Origin of the sequence: Streptomyces sp. NPDC048751 (assembly GCF_043198595.1) — a bacterium.
GTDB lineage: Bacteria > Actinomycetota > Actinomycetes > Streptomycetales > Streptomycetaceae > Streptomyces.
This window is the reverse complement of the sequence record NZ_JBICUX010000010.1, coordinates 293,844-311,814: the sequence shown is the minus strand read 5'-3', so window position 1 is coordinate 311,814 and position 17,971 is coordinate 293,844. Positions and strand designations below refer to the sequence as shown.

Here is a 17,971-nt window from a genome sequence, read left to right as displayed (position 1 = left end):
GACGTTAAGGGAACAGACGGTACGAATGGTGCTTGACATACGGAAACTGGTGCTGCTGCGAGAGGTGCAGGCACGCGGATCGATCGCCGCGGCGGCCGAGGCCCTCAACTACACGCGCTCGGCGGTGTCCCAGCAGCTGTCCGCGCTGGAGGCGGAGACCGGCACCGCGTTGCTGGACCGGCGCAGCAGGCGAGCCGCCCTGACCGCGGCCGGGCGGCTCCTCGTCGAGCACACCGAGCGCATCCTCGCCGGCCTGGAGACGGCGGAGGCCGACCTGATCGCCGCGACCGGCCGGGTCTGCGGAGAGCTGCGGGTGGGCGTGCCGTTCCACGACGGGCCCGCCCTGCTGATCCCCGCGCTGACCCGGGTCCGCGAGGCACATCCCGAGCTCAGGATCACTCTGCGGGGCCTGCCCGCGGGCGGCTCCCGGGAGGCGGTCCGGCTCGGACAGGTCGACCTGGTCCTCGCGGTGGGCTATGACCGGGTACCCGAACCACCGATCCCGGGGCTGTACGAGGAGCAGGTGATCGAGGACCAGGTGCGTCTCGTCATCGCTCCCGAGGGAGCCGCCCCCGGCGACTGGAGCCGAGGGCCGCTGCCGCACACCCTCGCCGGCTACGCCGACTGTCCCTGGGCCCTCGATCCGGACTCCGGGCTCGGCAGACTCACCCTGCACGCCTGTGCCGCGGCGGGCTTCGCCCCCGACGTGGTGGCCCGGACTCCCGACCTGCAGGCCACCCTGGGCCTGGTCTCCCTGGGCTGGGGGGTCTCCCTGATGCCGGATCTGGTCCCCGACCGGCCCGGCTACCCGGTGCGCAGGGTCACCCTCGACGGCCCCCCGCTGATCCGGCGCGTGTCCCTCGTCGTGCGCCGGGGCGCCCTGTCGAGCCCCGCCGTCTCGGCCGTCCTCTCGGAGGTCCGCGGACGGTCGAAGGACTCGCTCAGGGCGTCATGACGGTCAGCTCTCGATGAGCCGGTGGAAGAGGACGGTGTCGAAGATGTCCTCCATGACGGCGGCCTTCCCCTCGTGCAGCGTCCATGAGTGGACGAACTTCAGCCGCTCGGTGTGGCCGCGCACCGACGTCACATGGCGGACACCGAACACCACGACGCGGTCGCCCGACTCGACGAACTCGTGCGGTTCGAGCCGCATCCCGTTCAGGACGGTCGGCACCCGGGCCAGGAACCCCCTGACACCGGCGTGGCCGTGCGCGGTCCCGCCCAGGTCGTAGGTGGACATGCCGTCGGGATGGACCCAGCGCACGTCCGGCGCGAGGACGTCGAGAAGGGCGTCCGGGTCCCGGCGGTGGAAGGCGTCGTAGGCGGCTCGGACCAGTTCGAGGTTGGGCGAGTCGGACACGGACATCGGGGGCTCCTCAGGAGTGGGCGGGCCGGCGGACGTGCTGGGGGAAGTGGGCTTCGAGGGTGCGGCGGATGCCGTCCTGCCAGGAGACGGCGCAGGGGCCGGTCAGCGCACGGCGTCGCGTCGGGTCGAAGTGGTAGGTCTCCCGGGTGATCCCGCTCGGCAGCAGCGTGGCCTCCACACCCGTCAGCTCGGACATGAACCGCACGCAGTCGGTGATGCCGACCGCTTCGTCGCCGCCCCAGTTGACCAGCGTCGCCGGGGCCGCCGCCGCTCGCCACAGCCGGGGAACCTGGGCGACGAGATCGTCCGTGTACAGCAACGAGCACCAGTTCTGGCCGGTCAGCGGCACCGGAATCGCCTCGCCCGCGAGCATCCGCCGGAAGTACAGCATCGGCACACCGCCGTAACCACCCGGCCCGTAGGCGATGTTGAGCCTCGCGATCGTCGTGGGCAGGCCGAGCACCTGGCTGAAGGCGCGCACCGCGCCCTCGGTCGCGATCTTTCCGACGGGGTAGGCGGGCAGCCAGTCGGCGACCCCGTCCACCGGGTCGTCCTCGGTGTACGCGTGGTCGAGGGACTGCCGCGCGTACAGGGCGCCGGTGGAGACGTACAGGAAGGCCTCGGCGGTGCGGCAGTGTGTCATGAGGCGGCCGGTCGCCACCGCGTTGACCTCGATGGTCGTGTTGAAGTCCCCGTCGTCGCCCCGGCGCACCGCGGAGTGGACGACGTGCGTGAAGTCCTCGGGCAGGCCCTTGAGCGTGTCCGGGGACAGGTCCGCCATGTCCCAGTGCCAGGTGGTGATGGACTTCTCGTTGAGCTCCCGTTCGACGCCGGGGGTGCCGAACCTGCCGAGGCACCAGACGTCGTTGTGCTCGGCGAGTGCTTCCGCCACCGGCCGGGCGACCTGTCCGGTACCACCGGTGACCAGGATCTTCTTTCCGGTCAGCATGATCTCTCCGCCGCCGTCGTGGTGTCGGCGGTGCGGTCGGCGTCGGCCAGGGCGCGGTCGAGTTCGCGGCGCAGGATCGCCTGGAAGGACGCCACGTGCCGGGGGCTCATCAGCGTGTAGTGCTCGCCGGGCACATCGATGTAGCGGTTGGGCCCGGTGGTGTGCTCGTCCCAGCGGCGCAGCTCGTTGTTGAGCCAGTCCTCCTTGGTGCCGCGCAGGGGGATCGCGTAGAAGACGTGCATCGACGGCACCGTTCCGCTCGGCCGGTAGGAGCGGCCGAGGTCGGTCAGTGAGTTGGCGAGCTCCGCCCAGTTCCCGAACTTCTCCTCGTCCAGGTCGAGTTCGGCCAGCCGATCGCGTGGGGCGAGGTCCAGGAGGCGGGCGACCTGCTCCTCCGCGGGCAGGTGGCGGAGCCGGCCGGGCAGTTCCAGGGCCTGCTCGCGGTCGATGAGGGCCAGGAAGAACGCCAGATTGACGGCGGTCTCGGCGAAGTCGAGTTCGTCCATGCGGTACTTGATGTTCGGCGGCAGATTGAAACTGCCGACGAAGTCGACGCGCTCGCCCTGGGCGCGCAGCGCCTTGGCCATCTCGAAGGCCACGGCGCCACCGTAGGAGTAGCCGGCGAGTGCGTAGGGGCCGTGCGGTTGCCGTGCGCGGACGGCGTCCACATAGCAGTCGACCATCTGCTCGAAGGTGGCGAAGGGCTTCTCGCCCTCGTTGAATCCACGGGCGCGCAGGGCGTAGAACGGCCGGTCGCCCACGAAGTACTTGGCCAGGTTGACGAAGACGAGGACCTCGCCGACGCCGGGGTGGACGCAGAACAGGGGCGTCTTGGTGCCGCCGGTCTGCATCGGCACGATCGGGTCGTAGGGGCGGGTGCCGGGCGCGGCCTGTTCGGTGAGCCGCGCGGCGAGCGCTCGGACCGTGGGAGCCCTGAGCACGGTGATGATCTCCAGGTCGGTGACGCCGAGCCGCCCGGCCACCTTGCTGCGCAGGCGGAGGATGTCGAGCGAGGTGCCGCCGAGGTCGAAGAAGTTGGCGCCGGCGCTGACCGAGCCGGGATCGGTGCCGAGGATCTCGGCGAAGATCTCGCACAGCACCCGCTCGGTGGCGCCCTCGGGCGTGAGGTAACCGCCCAGCATGCGCATCGTGAGGTCGGCGACGGCATCCTTCCGGGTGTCGTACGCGCCCGATTCGAGGCGTCGGCGCATCAGAGCGCGCTGGATCTTGCCGAGGCTGGTCTTGGGGAAGGCGTCCTTCGGCAGGGGCAGGATGAGGGAGGGCCTGAAGCCCCAGTGCATCACGACGCTGCTGCGTACGGCGGAGAGTACCTGGTGCAGCGCGACCTCGTCGTCCTCGGGGATCTCCGGGTGAAAGGCGATCACCAGTTCCTCGGTGTCGGCGCCCGCCGGGCGGGTCGGGAAGGCGGCCACGTAGGACCCGGTGACGCCGGCCAGTTGTTCCAGGGAGGTCTCTATCTCATGGCTGAAGTAGTTGACGCCATTGACGATGATGCTGTCCTTGCTGCGGCCGACCAGGGAGAGCCGTCCGGCGTCGATCCGGCCCAGGTCGCCGCTGCGGAACCAGCCGTCGGCGGTGAAGGCGTCCGCCGTGGCGGCGGGGTTGTTGTAGTAGCCGCGGGTGATCATGGGGCCGCTGAGCTGGAGTTCGCCCACCTCTCCCGCGGGGAGCTCACGGTCGTCGCCGTCGGCGACCCGGATGCGCAGGCCGGGCACCGGAGTGCCCAGGGACGCGAACTCGCTGCCCCGGTCCACCTCCGGGAAGGCCTTGCGGGAGTAGACGCTGCCGGCGCAGGTCTCGGTCATCCCGAAGGCGGGCCACAGCGTGTCGGGGGCCAGTCCGTAGGGCGCGAAGTGGTCGAGGAAGGCCTCGCCGGTGGTGCGGACCACGGCCTCGCCGCCGCTGATGATGTGCCGCAGCCGGGTCAGGTCGAGGTGCTCCCCGCTGTCGCGCAGTTGATCGGCCGCCGAACTCAGCTGACCCAGAAGGAAGTTGGGCGTGAAGGTCATGGTCACGCCGTGCCGGGAGGCGAGCCGCAGGAACTCCAGCGGTTCCCCCAGGACCACCGGGGGTTCCACCTGCAGCTGGCGGCTGCCGGTCGACAGCGGGAGCAGATGACATTCGAGGAGGGCGGCCACATGGTCGAAGGAGACCCAGTTCAAGGTGGTGTCCTCGGCGGTGAGCCGGTGGTGGCCGTTCTTCCCCGCCATGGAGGCCAGCAGATTGGCGTGGCTGAGTACAACGGCCTTGGAGTTCCCGGTCGAGCCCGAGGTCAGCACGAGCAGCGCGGTGTCCGCGGGAGTGGCGCCGTACGGCTCGGCGCGTTCCTCCGTGTACAGCCGGTCGAGCGAGGTGACCGCGAGCCCGTCCACCGGCGGCAGTTCCCCGCTCAGGGACTCGCTGGTGATCACCAGGGGGCGGTCGAGCAGGGTGTTGACGTGGGCCAGTTGGGCGGCCCATCGCTCGCGGTCGCCGCGCAGCGGCACCATGGGGCACGGCACGAAGCCGCCGAGCACCGAGGCCCAGAACGCGGTGAGGAACTCCCTGGGCCGCTCCAGGATCAGGACGACCTTGTCCTGGGGGCGCAGGCCCTGGGCGCGCAGTCCGGACAGGACCCGCAGGGCGTCGTCGAGGAGCTCCGGGTGGCTCTGGTCCTGGAACGCGGCGGCCGCGCCGCCGAGGCAGTAGCGGATGCCGGAGTCGGAGTGGTGCCGTGCGGCGTGCAGGAGAAGGTCGGCGATGCTCTGCTGAGGTGGCGTGTTCACGTTGGTCTCCCTTGCCTGGGGGCGCGTCGGGCGTGCGGGCCCGTGCGTCGACGAGGTGCGAACTGGGCGTGCCGTGAGCGGGACTGCGTACAAGGGGGTGCGGTGGCCCGAGGTGACCGAAATTGCCGGGCTGTTCGACGGCAATTCCCACAGGGATCACACAGGCATTACGAAAAGGGCCGGAATTTCGGGCGCTATGTGACGCGCGGCGCCGACCTGGGCAGGAATACGCTGTCTGTCCGATATTGGCTGGCCGGTGGTGTGTGACGAAGCGCGGTCACGCCGGAAACTTAGGGGTGACCATGCCCGCCCAGCGGGACGACTGGCCGCTAGCGGCCAGTCGCATCACGTAGAGTGAAAGTTACGCTGCGGTAATATCACGAAAAGGGAAGATGAGGCGCCGCTTCCGGGGTGTGCGGGCAGTTTGCTGACAACCCCCTAACGGGAGTAACTGATGGGGGCCCAGTTGACTGAATGTGATCACTCGAACTACTGTCGGAGAGAATCTGGTGGGCTTCTTATGGCTGTAAAGTTAATTGATCGATAAACAGTTGTAGCCATCAGATTTATGGGGCGAGCCTGTGACGCTCGTGATCGGCAAGAGCCGTGCGGGAGTGGGACCCGGTGCCGCAATAGGGGGAGCTTGATGTCGGATGGATTAGTTGAACCAGGGGGCACCGGCGGGGCGGAGGGGACGCCCACAGCCGATTACTCCGCCGGCCTGGAAGAGGCGCTGCTGCAGGCGGGGGCTCTGATCGATTCCACCGTCCTGCTGCACCGGCAGCGCTCGGGGCTGCCCACTCCGGTGGCGCGAACGGGCGGGGTGCCGATCGGCCACGCGCTCGAGTCGCTCATCGGCCGGACCCGCCACACCGTGTGCGTCGCGCTGACCGAGACCGGGGAATTCGCCGACGTCGTGGTGCGGTCGCTCACCAGGATCTCGGACCGGGCGGCCGTGCGGATCCTGTGCACCGCGGAGGCGACGGACTCCGCACTGACCCGACTGGCCCAGCTCGCCGACAGCCGGCTCGAGGTGCGGGTGTCGGAGAGCGAGCTGCGCGAGACGCTGGTGGTCGACGGCGTGGCGGCACTGGTCAGGGGAGCGGAGGGGGCCGGAGGCCAGGCCGCCATCGTGAACGACGCCGCCGCGGTGCGCGCCCTCGAACTGCTCTTCGCCGGTGCCTGGTCCCGGGGCCGACGGCTCGCCGACCACCTCCAGCTGAGCCCCCGGCTCCGCACCGAGCTCGCCAGGAACATCCTGGAGCGGCTGCGCGCGGGCAACACCGACGAGACGGCGGCGCGCGATCTCAACGTGTCCCTGCGGACCTATCGGCGTTACGTCGCGGAGATCATGCGTGAACTCGACGCGCACTCCCGCTTCCAGGCCGGAGTCCGGGCCGTGGAGTTCGGACTGCTTTCGGAGTAACGAGCGATACCGACCAGGAGAGCCGTACGAGCGGAGCCGTCCCGTACGGGGGCCCGCCCATCGGCGCTCAACGCCAAGAGCCAAGGGTGGTGGAACACTACGTGTCCAACGGGGGAGGCGACGAGCTGGAGCATGCCCTGCTCCAGGTCAGGGCGCTGATCGAGTCGACGGTCGCCCTGCACAGGGACCGAAGTCTCCAGGAAGGCCTGATCACCGGCATAGAGAACGACTACGACGCCGTGCTCGACGAGGCGCAGAAGCTCATCCTGGGCGCCTCCCGGAGCATCGACATCGTGCACGCACGCCGACTCGGCGCCGGCGAACGGTCCGACCGTACGGAGCGGGAACTGATCTACGGCGCGCGGGAGGGCGTGGGCGTGCGGCTGCTGTCCAGCCCCGCCCTCCTCGACGAGGACTACGTGCGCGAACAACTGGACAGGGAACGGCCCGTGGCCATCCGGATCGCTCGGGTTCCCCCGCTTCAGGCGATGATCGTGGACGGCAGTTCCGCGCTGGTGATGGCCGATTCGGCGGTCGGCCGCCGGGCGTCGCTGATCCGGGTCCCGGAAGTCCTCAACACGCTGGCGACGCTGTTCGAGAGTGTGTGGGTGCGTGCCGTGCCCGCGGGCGAGCGCACGGTCTTCGGGGACCACTACCGGGCGGAGCTCGCCCGGCAGATACTCGGTGCCCTCCAGGCCGGTGTCACGGACGAGGTGGCGGCACGTGAACTGACCGTCTCCGTCCGCACCTACCGGCGCCATGTCGCGGAGATCATGACCCTGCTCGGTGCGAATTCCCGCTTCCAGGCGGGGGTCCGCGCGGCCGAGCTGGGATTGCTGCCACCCGCGGCCGGACCGGGTACGGAACGCGGAGGCCCGCTGGCAATTTCCTGAAAGGTCCGTTGCCGCCCGCTCGCACGGCCCACTTGTATGAGGCGTCAGGAACGGGGGATCCGTCCGGACGGCGGACCCCTTCCCCGACGGCCGGTACCCCCGTTGAGCCGTCGGTGCACGAGGCCGGTCACCTGAGCCCAGGTGGCCGGCCACGCGTGCCCCTCGATGAGCGTCGTGCGGAAGGCGGGTTCATGAATCACGTACCGGTCGGCCTGGTTTTCCCCGGGCAGGGAACACAGAAACAGGGAATGGGCGAGCCCTGGCGGGACACCCCCTCCTGGGAGCTCACCGCGGAAGTCTCCGCCGTCACGGGGGAGGACCTCTCCGAACTGCTCCTGCACACGCCCGGCGAGCACCTCCGACGCACCGATCTCGCCCAACTCAGCGTGTTCACCGTCTCGTTGATCGCGCACGCCGAAGCCGTACGCGGTGACGCACTCGGCGGGCCCGTCGTGGCCTGCGCGGGACACAGTCTCGGCGAGTACGCGGCCCTCGTCGTGGCCGGTGCCCTCACCGTCGGCGGCGCCGCCACCCTGGTCGCCGCCCGGGGACGCGCCATGCGCGAGGCGGCGCTGGCCCGCGAGGGCACGATGGGGGTGGTCGTGGCGGCGCCGCTGGCCGAGGTGGAGGCCCTGGTGCGCGAGATTCGTGCCGAGGGCGGCCAGGTGTGGGTCGCCAATGTCAACGCCCCCGGGCAGACGGTGGTTTCCGGCGATCCCGACGCGCTCGCGGAGGTGGCGGGACGGGCCGCGTCGATCGGGGGGAGGATGCTCGACCTCCAGGTCGGGGGAGCCTTCCACAGTCCGTACATGGCACCCGCCGCCGACGCACTGGGCCGCGCGCTGCGAGAGGCGGCCTTCGCCCCCGCGCGTCTGCCGGTGGTGGCCAACGTGGACGCGGTGGCGTACGGCGCCGACGGCGACTGGCCGGCGCTCTGCGCCCGGCAACTCACCTCCCCGGTGCTGTGGGAGGGGAGCGTGCACACCCTCACCCGTCGGCTCGGCTGCCGCCGGCTCGTCGAACTGGGCCCGGGGCGGACCCTGGCCGGGCTGATCCGTCGCATCGACCGGGACGTCGAGGTGGTCTCCGTGGACAGCCCCCACGCCGTCCCCGCCCGACCGGTGAGTGAACGGTGACCGTCGCGACCCGGCAGCCGAAGAGGGTCAGCGGGATCGGAGTGCTCGACAAGGCCTCGACCCTGCTCGACCTCGTGGAGAAGGGCCCGGCGTCCCTGGCGGACCTGGTCGCCGGCAGCGGGTTCGCCCGTCCCACCGTGCACCGGATCGCGCTCGGGATGGAGAGCCTCGGGCTGCTCGCCCGGGACTTCCGGGGCCGGTTCGTCCTCGGCCCCAGGCTGGGGAACATGGCCGTCGAGGTGCAGCGCGACCACCTGGTCAAGGCGGCCTCACCGGTACTGGCCGACCTGCAGACGCTGACCGGCCTCGACGCCCGGCTCTTCCGGCGCCGTGGTGCCCAGCAGATCTGTGTCGCCACCGCCGCCGACGCCACCGAGGGCAGGGAGGACCTGCCGGTCGGCACGGCACGCTCGCTCAAGGCCGGCCCGGTCGCCCAGATCCTGCTCGCCTGGGAGGAGCCCGAGGAACTCTACGACGGGCTCCGCAGCGCCCGTTTCACCGCCGCGCAACTCTCCCTCGTACGGCGCCGCGGCTGGTCGCACGGCCCCGACGCGATGGTGCCCGGCGCCGTCTCGATCGCGGTGCCGGTACGCGCCAAGGGCAAACGCGTGGTGGCCGCCCTGGCCCTCACCGGAGCGCAGCCCCGTATGCCCGCGACGCCGGGCCGGCTGCTGCTCGGCGCGGTGGTCGACGCGGCGGGCGAACTCGGGGACACGCTGGTGGAATCCGGTGCGGCCCCACGGGCGCGAACGCGGTAGTTCCTGCCGTGGGTGGCAGCAATGTGTCCGCTTCGTTGTGGGGGTGCCGAGCCCCCCACAGCATGGAGTCCGAGCCGTCCGCCGGTCCGTCGGGGCCGACCGATCCGCAAAGGGGAACAGGCGTGTCCACTGCTGTGCGAGCCGAGCCGGTGAGCCGTCCCATCGTCGGGATGGGTGCGGTGGCGGCCACCGGATCAGATCTCGACGAACTCTTCGAGAGCCTCTGCCTGGACGGCGGTGGCCGGCCGGAAGTCCGGGCCTTCGACCCCTCCCGGTCCCGTGCCCGGTACGCCTCCCCGGTGGACGGCCGGCCGGTTCCGGGCGCGGACCTCGCGGGCCGTGCCACCCGGCTGCTGCTCGACGCGGTCGGCCAGGCCGCGGCCGACGCCGGACTCGGCGAGGACCTGAGTGGTGTACCGGTCCTGGTCGGCACCGGGGTGCGGGAGCCGCGCCCCCTGGAGCTGTGGTGGCGGGACGGATCACCCTTCGCCGACTCCGGCCTCGACTTCGGCACCGCGCTGCGCGAGCGCTTCGGCGTCGAGGTCACCCACACCTTCTCCAACGCCTGCTCGGCGTCGCTGTACGCGCTGGCGCTCGCCTTCGACCTGCTGGGGCAGGAGGGCGACGACGCTCTGGACACGGTGATCGTCGCCGGGGTCGACGTGGCGAGCGGGTCCCTGCCGGACTCGCCGCTCGAACGGACCCGCCCCTTCGGCGCGGACGACCGGTGCGTCTCCCCGGGGGACGGCGCCGCCGCGATCGTGCTGCGCCGGGCCGACTGCCCGGCGGCCCGGGTCCACGGCCGTCTGCGGGGCGTGGCGTTCGACTGTGACGACCACGGGCCCACCGCGCTCTCGGCGGACCAGATCGCCGCGGTCATGCGGACCGCGCACCGGCTCGCCGGAGTGAAGGCGTCCGATGTCGACCTCGTGATGCTGGACGGCAGGGGGCCCTCGGAGACGACGACGGCGGAGGCCTTCGCGCTCGCCACCGTGCTCGGCGACGCCGCGTCGGCCCCGCTGATGACCGCCGTGGAGTCGACGACCGGGCAGCCCTCCGGGGCCTCCGGGCTGCTCGGTCTGATCGTGGGGATTCGTGCCCTGAACCAGGGACGGGCGAGGGACGGGCAGCGGCTGAACCTGGCGCAGCTCAACGCTTTCGGGCTCGGCGGTATCAACGCCGTCGCCATAGTGGAAGGAACCGAGCGCTCATGACCGCCTCCGGCATGGCGACGGGTGTGCCCCTCGTCGAGGGCAAGGCCGTGGGGACGTGACGGCGCAACGGGAGCAGCCCGCAGGGGACGGTCCGTGGCTGCTCCTCGTCGAGAGCCGGGGGCACGACGGCGAACCGGACGGTTTCCGGCAGGACGCCGTCACTCAGGTGCTCATGGGGAACCCGGTGGTGTTCCTCCTGGTCGAGGAGGGCGTGGTGCTGGCCGTCCCGGAGAGCGACGCGGATCTCGACCGGTTCCAGAAGGAGGGCGGGACCCTGGCCGCCGACCGTTTCTCCCTGGCGCAACGAGGCCTGGACGAGGCCCCGCTGCGCGCGGGAACGCGGGTCACCGGCATGGACGAGGTGGCGGGCTGGATCCTCGACCCTTCCGTGCGCGTCGTCTGGCACTGACCCCGCCGGCCGTCCCCGGTCCGGTCACTCGCAGCCGCGCTGCCAGTTCCATCCCACGAAGGTGTGCTTGAGCTCGACATCGAAGGTGCAGGTGGCGGTCGCGTCGGCAGCCAGCTTCACCTGCGAGCGGTGGGCGTTGGCGTACCAGTCGCCGGTGGGGTCGAAGACGCCCTTGTAGGTGAAGTCCGCGGCGGCCTCGTGGTTGACGACGGAACAGCCGGTGGCGCAATCCTGCTTGTCGGCGGCGGACTTCAGCGACCAGCCGGCGTCCCAGGGCTCACGGTTCCACTGCTGGGTCGCGGTGGTGGTGGCCTTGCTGATCCGGCCGTCGGCGGCACTCCAGTCGGCGGTCGTGTACAGCCCGGTCATCCGGATGTTGCAGCAGTCGTACATCTCGTTCCAGCTGCGGATCCGACGGCTGGTCGAGGCGGCCGCGACGGCCGGCGCACCGGACTTGGCGGCGGCGGAGACCGGAACGTAGCGAACGGGTCCCGCTTGCGGCTCGCAGTCCTCGCCGATGGTGACCGTCTGTTGCACGGACATCCCGGCCGGAGGCACCGGGAGCGCCCCGGAAAGCTTGACCGTGCCGCACGACTGCGCGGTGTCCTGACCGGTCGCGGGCGCGGCGGTCGCCGTACCACCCAGGACGGAAACAAGACCGACTGCGGCGAGCGTGGCGGAGGCGAAACGCATGTATCGCATTTTTTGAATTCTCTTTCTCGGGACGCGGTTCTTCGATCTGGACAGTAATGGCTGCAATTTGGCGGCAGGCCGGGGCGGCGAATGGTTGGCACCTTCATGTCACCCCTGTTGGAGGAAAGTCGGACGGGCTGCCACAGTCGCCATGGATCGCCCTTATTCGGGCGAGGAAAAGGAGGCTCATTCACATGCGCGCGACCGCGATGTCGGGGCCGACGCGGCAGCATTCCGGCCTCCTGGGACTGCTCGACCTGGAATCACCCGAGTTCGAGTCGCGTGTGGGCGCGTCTCTGGACGTGACCGAGGAACGACTGCGGGACTGCGTGCTCGGCGCCCCGGAGCCGGGCCTGGCCGCCGAACTGTCCGACCGTCTCGCCGGGGCGGACGAAGGGCGGCTGCGTCCCCTGCTCGTCCTGCTCGGCGCCGAGTTCGGTGAGTCGTGGCGGGAAGGAGTGACCGAGGCGGCCGTCATGGTCGAGCTGCTGCACCTGTCGTCGGTCGCCGACGCGCACCGCAGCGCGACGCCCGGTACCGACTGGCTGCTGGCCCGCTCCGCCCAGCTCGCCGCCGGCCTCGGCACGCACGCCCTGCAACTCAGCGCGCAGACCGTGGGCCGGCTCGCGGCGGGACAGCTGCGCCAACTGGCCGGGCCCGCCCCCGAGGAGGAGCCCGTCGCCCACTACTTCGAGGTGACCGCGGGCCGGACCGCAGCACTGCTCGCCCTGTCGCTGGGCATGGGAGCGCTGCAGGCCGGTGCCCCCGACCGGTGCGCGCGGGCCCTGATCGACTACGGGGAACACCTCGGTGTCGCCCTCCGGATCGCCGACGACCTGATCGTCTCGGCCCCGCCGGCCCCCGACGCCGGCGACGCGCCCGACCACGACCCGTTCTCCGGGGCCCCCGGCCTGCCCGTGCTCCTGGCCCGGTCCGACACCACCGCGCGGGGCGCGGAACTGCGCCGCCTGCTCACGGGCGGCGCGCCGGCCGCGGCGGACCGGAGGCGGGCCCGGGAGATGCTGCGTACCGCCCCCGCCACCCGGCGGGCCCGGGCGGCCCTGCACGGGCGGCTGGCCGCGGCCGTCGCCGCGGTCGGCGTCCTGCCCTCGCTGCCCGCGCGCCGCGCGCTCTACGCGCTGTGCGACTTCGTCGCCGCACGAACCAGTCGGACCACATGAGGAGTTGGCCATGACGATGCACGACCGGGTGGGCGAGCTCGCGCTGATCCGCGACGAGGTCCTCGAAGGAGTCCCCCGGGCCACGCAGGCCCAGCACGCCAAGGGGAAACTGACCGCGCGCGAACGCCTCGCGCTCCTCTTCGACGAGGGGTCCTTCACCGAGATCGAGCAGCTGCGCAGACACCGGGCCACGGGTTTCGGCCTGGAGGCCAAGAGGCCGCACACCGACGGCGTGGTGACCGGCTGGGGCACGGTCGAGGGCCGTACGGTCTTCGCCTTCGCCCATGACTTCCGGATCTTCGGCGGCGCGCTCGGCGAGGCCCACGCCACGAAGATCCACAAGGTGATGGACCTCGCGATCGCCGCCGGAGCTCCCCTGGTCTCCCTCAACGACGGTGCCGGCGCCCGTATCCAGGAAGGTGTCTCGGCCCTGGCGGGCTACGGCGGCATCTTCCAGCGCAACACCCGGGCCTCGGGCGTGATCCCGCAGATCAGCGTGATGCTCGGCCCGTGTGCGGGCGGGGCGGCCTACAGTCCGGCGCTGACCGACTTCGTGTTCATGGTCCGGGACACCTCGCAGATGTTCATCACCGGCCCCGACGTGGTGCGCGCGGTCACCGGGGAGGAGATCACCCAGAACGGCCTCGGCGGAGCCGACGTGCACGCCGAGACCTCCGGAGTGGCGCACTTCGCCTACGACGACGAGGAGACCTGCCTCGCCGAGGTCCGCTACCTGCTCTCCCTGCTGCCGGCCAACAACCGCGAGACGCCACCGGCCACCCGAGCGCAGGACCCGGCAGACCGGCGCTGCGAACGGCTGCTGGAGCTGGTGCCGCTCGACGGCAGCCGCCCGTACGACATGCACGAGGTGATCGCCGAACTCGTCGACGACGGCGAGTACATGGAGGTGCACGAGCGCTGGGCCACCAGTGTCATCACGGCCCTCGCCCGGCTCGACGGCCAGGTGGTCGGTGTCGTCGCCAACCAGCCGCAGTCCTTCGCGGGGGTGCTCGACATCCACTCCTCGGAGAAGGCCGCGCGATTCGTCCAGATGTGCGACGCCTTCAACATCCCGCTGGTCACCCTGGTCGACGTGCCCGGCTTCCTCCCCGGGGTCGACCAGGAGCACGGCGGGATCATCCGGCACGGCGCGAAACTCCTGTACGCGTACTGCAACGCCACGGTCCCACGGGTGCAGGTGATCCTGCGCAAGGCGTACGGCGGCGCGTACATCGTGATGGACTCCCGCTCCATCGGCACGGACATCTCGCTGGCCTGGCCGACCAACGAGATCGCCGTGATGGGCGCCGAGGGCGCGGCCAACGTGGTCTTCCGGCGCCAGATCCAGGCGGCCGACGATCCGGAGGCCACCCGGGCGCAGCTGGTCAAGGAGTACAAGTCCGAGCTGATGCACCCCTACTACGCGGCGGAACGCGGCCTCGTCGACGATGTGATCGACCCCGCCGACACCCGCTCCGCACTGGTCCGCGCCCTGTCCATGCTCCGCGCCAAGCACGCCGCGCTGCCCTCCCGCAAGCACGGCAACCCCCCGGTGTAGAGGAGACCGCCATGCCGGCGTCAGTGTTCGACGGGCCGTTGGGCCCCACCCTGTTCAAGGTCGTCAGCGGCACGCCCTCCGCGGAGGAGCTCGCCGCCGTCACCGCGGTGCTCACCGCTCTGGCGGTCACCGCCGGCGCCGAGACCGAAGCCGGCCAGCTCCCGGCGTCGGACATCGCGGACTGGAACCGTCCCGAACTTCTGCCACCGGCCTCCTGGATGGCGGCCCGGCGCTCGGCTGGCAGCTAGCTGCCAGCCTCGTTGCAGGCCTTGATCCTCTCTGTTAGTCAGTCCAAAAGCGGTACGAACGGGTCATTCGACGACCGGCCGCAATATCGGGAGGCAGCTCGTGCTTCAGGTGGTGTTCCGGATCCTGGGGCCTTTGGACATCAGTGCCGACGGACAGCCGGTGGTCCTCACCGGCGCCCGCCAGCGCACCATCATGTCGATGCTGCTGCTCGCTCCCGACCGGGTCGTCTCCGTCGACGCGCTCGCCGACGCCGTCTGGCACGGCACCCCGCCCCCGACCGCCCGCAACCAGATCGCGATCTGCGTCTCGGCCCTGCGCAAGACGCTCAAGGCGGCGGCCGGGGCCGACGACATGCTCGTCACCAGCCACCCCGGCTACATGCTGTTCACCGGTGAACACCGCATCGACGCAGTCGAGTTCGACGAGTGCGCCGCCCTGGGCCGGGAGGCCGCCCGCAGCGGCCGGCCCGAGGAGGCCTGCGCCCACTTCGCGGACGCGCTCGCCATGTGGCGCGGCCCCGCCCTGGACGGAATCCCGGCCGAACGGGTCGAGGCCGAGGCGGCCCGGCTGACCGAGATGCGGCTCGACGTGTACGAGGAGTACATGGGGCTGCGGCTGGAACTGGGCCAGCACCGCGAGATCATCGGCGAACTCGCCGCCTTCGTGCGCGAACACCCGCTGCGGGAGCAGGCCACGGCCCACCTGATGCTCGCCCAGTACCGCTCGGGGCGGCGCGCCGAGGCGATGGAGACCTACCGCGAGGGCCGCAAGGTGCTCGCCGACGACCTCGGCATCGACCCCGGGCCCGCGCTCCAGGAACTGCACGAGCAGATCCTCGCCGACTCCCCCCGGCTCAACCTCCCCGTGGAGCCGGTGACACCGGTCCCGTCGGCGACCGTGCCCGCCCATCTGCCCTCCAGCGTCGCCTCGTTCACCGGACGCAACCCCGAACTCGCCACCCTGGACCGGCTGCTGGACCTCCTGGACGGACCGGCGCTGCCCGTCGGGTCGATCACCGGCATCGGAGGCGTGGGCAAGACCGCCCTCGCCGTGCGCTGGGCCCACCAGGTCGCCGGCCGGTTCCCCGACGGCCAGCTCTTCGCCGACATGCGTGGCTACGACGAGGAGGCACCGAGCCTCCCCGGCGCCGTACTCGACCGGTTCCTGCGCGCCCTCGGTGTGCCCGGACCCCAGATCCCCGCCGACCCCAACGAGCGCACCGCGCTCTTCCGCAGCGTCCTGGACGGCCGGCGTGTCCTGATCGTCCTCGACAACGCCCGCTCCTTCCGGCAGATACGGCCCCTGCTGCCCGGTTCCGGACGCTGCTGCGTCCTGGTCACCAGCCGTGACCCGATGGGCGGCGCGCTCGCCGGTGACTACGCCTTCGTACCGCTGAACCTCGAGGCGCTCGGGCAGGACGAGTCGATCGCGCTGCTGTCCAAGGTCGCCGCGGACGGCAGGCTGAGCGCCGACCCGGTGGCCGCCGCCCGGCTCAGCGCCCTGTGCGACCGGCTGCCGCTCGCGCTGCGCATCGCGGCCGCCCGGCTCGCCGCCAAGCCCCACTGGTCGGTGCGGACCCTGGTCTCCCGCCTGGAGGACCAGCACCGCAGGCTCGACGAACTCAGCCCGGACGAGCGCGGTGTGCGGGCCGGTCTGCGGCTCAGCTACCGAGACCTGCCGCCCGCCACCGCCCGTATGTTCCGGCTGCTCGGCCATCTGAACGTGCCCGACTTCGCCTCCTGGGCCGGGGCCGCGCTCCTCGACATCGATCCGTTCGACGCCGAGGACCTCATCGAGGAACTGGTCGACGCCCAGATGCTGGTACCGCTCTCCTCGGCCACCGGCCCTGTCCGCTACCGCTTCCAGGACCTGCCCCGGCTGTTCGCCCGTGAGCTGGCGCTCGCCGAGGACACGGAGGACGAGCGGCGCGCCGCCCTGCGGCGCGCCTGCGGGGCGTGGCTGGGGCTCGCCGCCGAGGCCCACCGCAAGGTGTACGGCGGCGACTACACCATCATCCACGGGCAGGCCCCGCTGCGGCCGCTGCCCGGCCATCTGGCGGAGAGCATGCTCGAGGACCCGATGGAGTGGTTCGAGAGCGAACGCGCCTCGATCACCGGCCTGGTGGACCAGGCCGCCCGGGAGGGCGAGGCCGCGTACGCCTGGGACCTGGCGATCACCAGCGTCACCCTCTTCCAGAACCGCAACTACCTGGAGGACTGGCGTTTCTGCGGCGACCGGGCGCTGGCCGCCGCGCGGGCGGTCGGCGACCGGCTTGGCGAGGCCGTGATGCTGCACTCGCTCGGCACGCTGGAGATCGTGCGCTGGGAGTACGAGGCCGCCCATGGTCATCTCGACGTGGCGCTGCGCCTGTTCGAGGCGCTGGAGGACGAACAGGGGGAGAACCGGGCGAAGGGGCGGGCCCTGGTGCTGCGCAACCTGGCGCTGTGCGCACGCCATCGCGGGGACCTGGGCGCGGCGCGGGAACTGGGACACCGCTCGCTGGAGATCTTCCGCACGGTCGGAGACCACTACGCGGAGGCTCATGTGCTCGGTCTGCTGGCCCAGATCGAGCTGGAGCGGGGCCGGCCGCAGGCGAGCCTGGTGCTGTCCTCCGAGGCGGTCGCCAGAAGCCGCGGACTGGGAAGCGTACGGGGGGAGGCGCAGAGCACGGTCCGTCTCGCCGAGGCGTTGATCCACGAGGGGGAGGGCGAGCGGGCGGAGGACGCCTGCCGTCGGGCGCTGGAACTGGTACGCAGCAGTGGTGACCGGCGTGGTGAGGCGCATGCCCTGCGGGCCCTGGGCGAGGCGTTGTGGCGCCAGGACAAGAACGAGGAGGCCGAAGCGGTGCTCGAGCTGGCGCTGTCGGTCGCCGGCAAGGTGCCGGACCGTTTCCTGGAGGCGCGGGCCGGGGTGCTGCTCGGCTGTGTGCGTGCCCTGCTCGGGGAACGCGCCGGGGCCGCGGCCTGCTTCAAGACGGCGGGTGACCTCTTCTCCGAGGTCGGCGCGCCGTCCTGGCGGGAACGGACGACCCGGCTGCTGACGGTGCTCGGTGAGGAGGAGCGCGTCGAGCCGGCGGGACTGTTCGAGCTGGTGCGGCCCTGAGAGGCCGGGAGCGGATCGGGTCGGGTCACGTCCACGGGTCGTCGATGTCGGCCCCGGCCGGCGCGGTGGTCCACGGGTCGTCCACCACGGTCCCGGCGACCGTCCGGTCCGTCTGCGATCCGGTGAGCTGAGCGGCGCCGGCACCCGCACCGGCCGCCGAGAGGAGCAGGACCAGGCCGGTCGTGACGGCTGCCTTGGCCGAGGTGATGACGAAGCGCTGCATGACACTCTCCTGAGGGTTGCTGCACGAT

16 protein-coding genes are annotated in these 17,971 nt (G+C 71.4%); 11 read left to right on the top strand and 5 right to left on the bottom strand.

The genetic code is table 11. From position 1 onward, the window contains the following. Positions 1-25: 25 nt before the first annotated feature. On the top strand, positions 26-955 hold the full coding sequence (locus ACGFNV_RS30835) for a LysR family transcriptional regulator (RefSeq protein ID WP_393626828.1): 930 nt from the start codon (positions 26-28) through the stop codon (positions 953-955). A 3-nt stretch (positions 956-958) separates the two neighbouring features. Here the strand turns inward: ACGFNV_RS30835 and ACGFNV_RS30830 are convergent, their stop codons facing one another. The 3 genes from ACGFNV_RS30830 to ACGFNV_RS30820 are packed head-to-tail and all read right to left on the bottom strand — an operon-like array spanning position 959 to position 5,101. Beyond that, complete coding sequence (locus ACGFNV_RS30830; RefSeq protein ID WP_393626826.1) at positions 959-1,366, bottom strand: nuclear transport factor 2 family protein; 408 nt, start codon at positions 1,364-1,366, stop codon at positions 959-961. A gap of 10 nt (positions 1,367-1,376) precedes the next feature. Beyond that, on the bottom strand, positions 1,377-2,315 hold the full coding sequence (locus tag ACGFNV_RS30825; RefSeq protein ID WP_393626824.1) for an NAD-dependent epimerase/dehydratase family protein: 939 nt from the start codon (positions 2,313-2,315) through the stop codon (positions 1,377-1,379). Beyond that, positions 2,309-5,101, bottom strand: coding sequence for an alpha/beta fold hydrolase (locus ACGFNV_RS30820; protein ID WP_393626822.1), 2,793 nt, complete (start codon positions 5,099-5,101; stop codon positions 2,309-2,311). The genes ACGFNV_RS30825 and ACGFNV_RS30820 overlap by 7 nt, the downstream gene beginning before the upstream one ends. Before the next feature lie 646 nt (positions 5,102-5,747). Here ACGFNV_RS30820 and ACGFNV_RS30815 point away from each other — a divergent pair. From ACGFNV_RS30815 to ACGFNV_RS30790, 6 genes are all read left to right on the top strand, one after another. Then, positions 5,748-6,527: a LuxR C-terminal-related transcriptional regulator gene (locus ACGFNV_RS30815; protein ID WP_393626820.1), complete on the top strand. Its 780-nt coding sequence runs from the start codon at positions 5,748-5,750 to the stop codon at positions 6,525-6,527. Between the two features lie 101 nt (positions 6,528-6,628). Further along, positions 6,629-7,420 (top strand): LuxR family transcriptional regulator, encoded by a 792-nt coding sequence (locus ACGFNV_RS30810; protein ID WP_393626818.1) that lies wholly within the window; start codon positions 6,629-6,631, stop codon positions 7,418-7,420. A gap of 191 nt (positions 7,421-7,611) precedes the next feature. Then, positions 7,612-8,556 (top strand): ACP S-malonyltransferase, encoded by a 945-nt coding sequence (locus tag ACGFNV_RS30805; protein WP_393626816.1) that lies wholly within the window; start codon positions 7,612-7,614, stop codon positions 8,554-8,556. After that, a complete protein-coding gene (locus tag ACGFNV_RS30800) occupies positions 8,553-9,314 on the top strand; it encodes an IclR family transcriptional regulator (protein ID WP_393626814.1) in 762 nt (253 codons plus the stop codon). Before ACGFNV_RS30805 ends, ACGFNV_RS30800 begins: the two co-directional genes overlap by 4 nt. A 122-nt stretch (positions 9,315-9,436) precedes the next feature. Further along, positions 9,437-10,528 (top strand): beta-ketoacyl synthase N-terminal-like domain-containing protein, encoded by a 1,092-nt coding sequence (locus tag ACGFNV_RS30795; protein ID WP_393626812.1) that lies wholly within the window; start codon positions 9,437-9,439, stop codon positions 10,526-10,528. Between the two features lie 55 nt (positions 10,529-10,583). Further along, positions 10,584-10,937 carry a hypothetical protein gene (locus ACGFNV_RS30790; RefSeq protein WP_393626810.1) on the top strand — a complete coding sequence of 118 codons (354 nt, stop codon included), beginning with the start codon at positions 10,584-10,586 and terminating at the stop codon, positions 10,935-10,937. A 24-nt stretch (positions 10,938-10,961) separates the two neighbouring features. On the opposite strand, the gene ACGFNV_RS30785 is transcribed toward ACGFNV_RS30790, so the two are convergent. Beyond that, positions 10,962-11,639, bottom strand: coding sequence for a hypothetical protein (locus ACGFNV_RS30785; RefSeq protein WP_393626808.1), 678 nt, complete (start codon positions 11,637-11,639; stop codon positions 10,962-10,964). 185 nt (positions 11,640-11,824) lie between these two features. Between ACGFNV_RS30785 and ACGFNV_RS30780 the strand changes: the two genes are divergently transcribed. The 4 genes from ACGFNV_RS30780 to ACGFNV_RS30765 all read left to right on the top strand — a co-directional run bounded on the left by ACGFNV_RS30780 (position 11,825) and on the right by ACGFNV_RS30765 (position 17,720). Next, a complete protein-coding gene (locus ACGFNV_RS30780; protein WP_393626806.1) occupies positions 11,825-12,811 on the top strand; it encodes a polyprenyl synthetase family protein in 987 nt (328 codons plus the stop codon). A 10-nt stretch (positions 12,812-12,821) separates the two neighbouring features. Next, positions 12,822-14,369, top strand: a complete 1,548-nt coding sequence (locus ACGFNV_RS30775; protein ID WP_393626804.1) for an acyl-CoA carboxylase subunit beta — start codon at positions 12,822-12,824, stop codon at positions 14,367-14,369. An 11-nt stretch (positions 14,370-14,380) separates the two neighbouring features. Then, positions 14,381-14,617 (top strand): acyl-CoA carboxylase subunit epsilon, encoded by a 237-nt coding sequence (locus ACGFNV_RS30770; protein ID WP_393626802.1) that lies wholly within the window; start codon positions 14,381-14,383, stop codon positions 14,615-14,617. Between the two features lie 100 nt (positions 14,618-14,717). Further along, complete coding sequence (locus tag ACGFNV_RS30765) at positions 14,718-17,720, top strand: BTAD domain-containing putative transcriptional regulator (RefSeq protein WP_393626800.1); 3,003 nt, start codon at positions 14,718-14,720, stop codon at positions 17,718-17,720. Positions 17,721-17,745: 25 nt separating this feature from the next. Here ACGFNV_RS30765 and ACGFNV_RS30760 read toward each other — a convergent pair whose 3' ends face one another. Then, positions 17,746-17,943 (bottom strand): hypothetical protein, encoded by a 198-nt coding sequence (locus ACGFNV_RS30760; RefSeq protein ID WP_393626798.1) that lies wholly within the window; start codon positions 17,941-17,943, stop codon positions 17,746-17,748. Positions 17,944-17,971 lie beyond the last annotated feature (28 nt).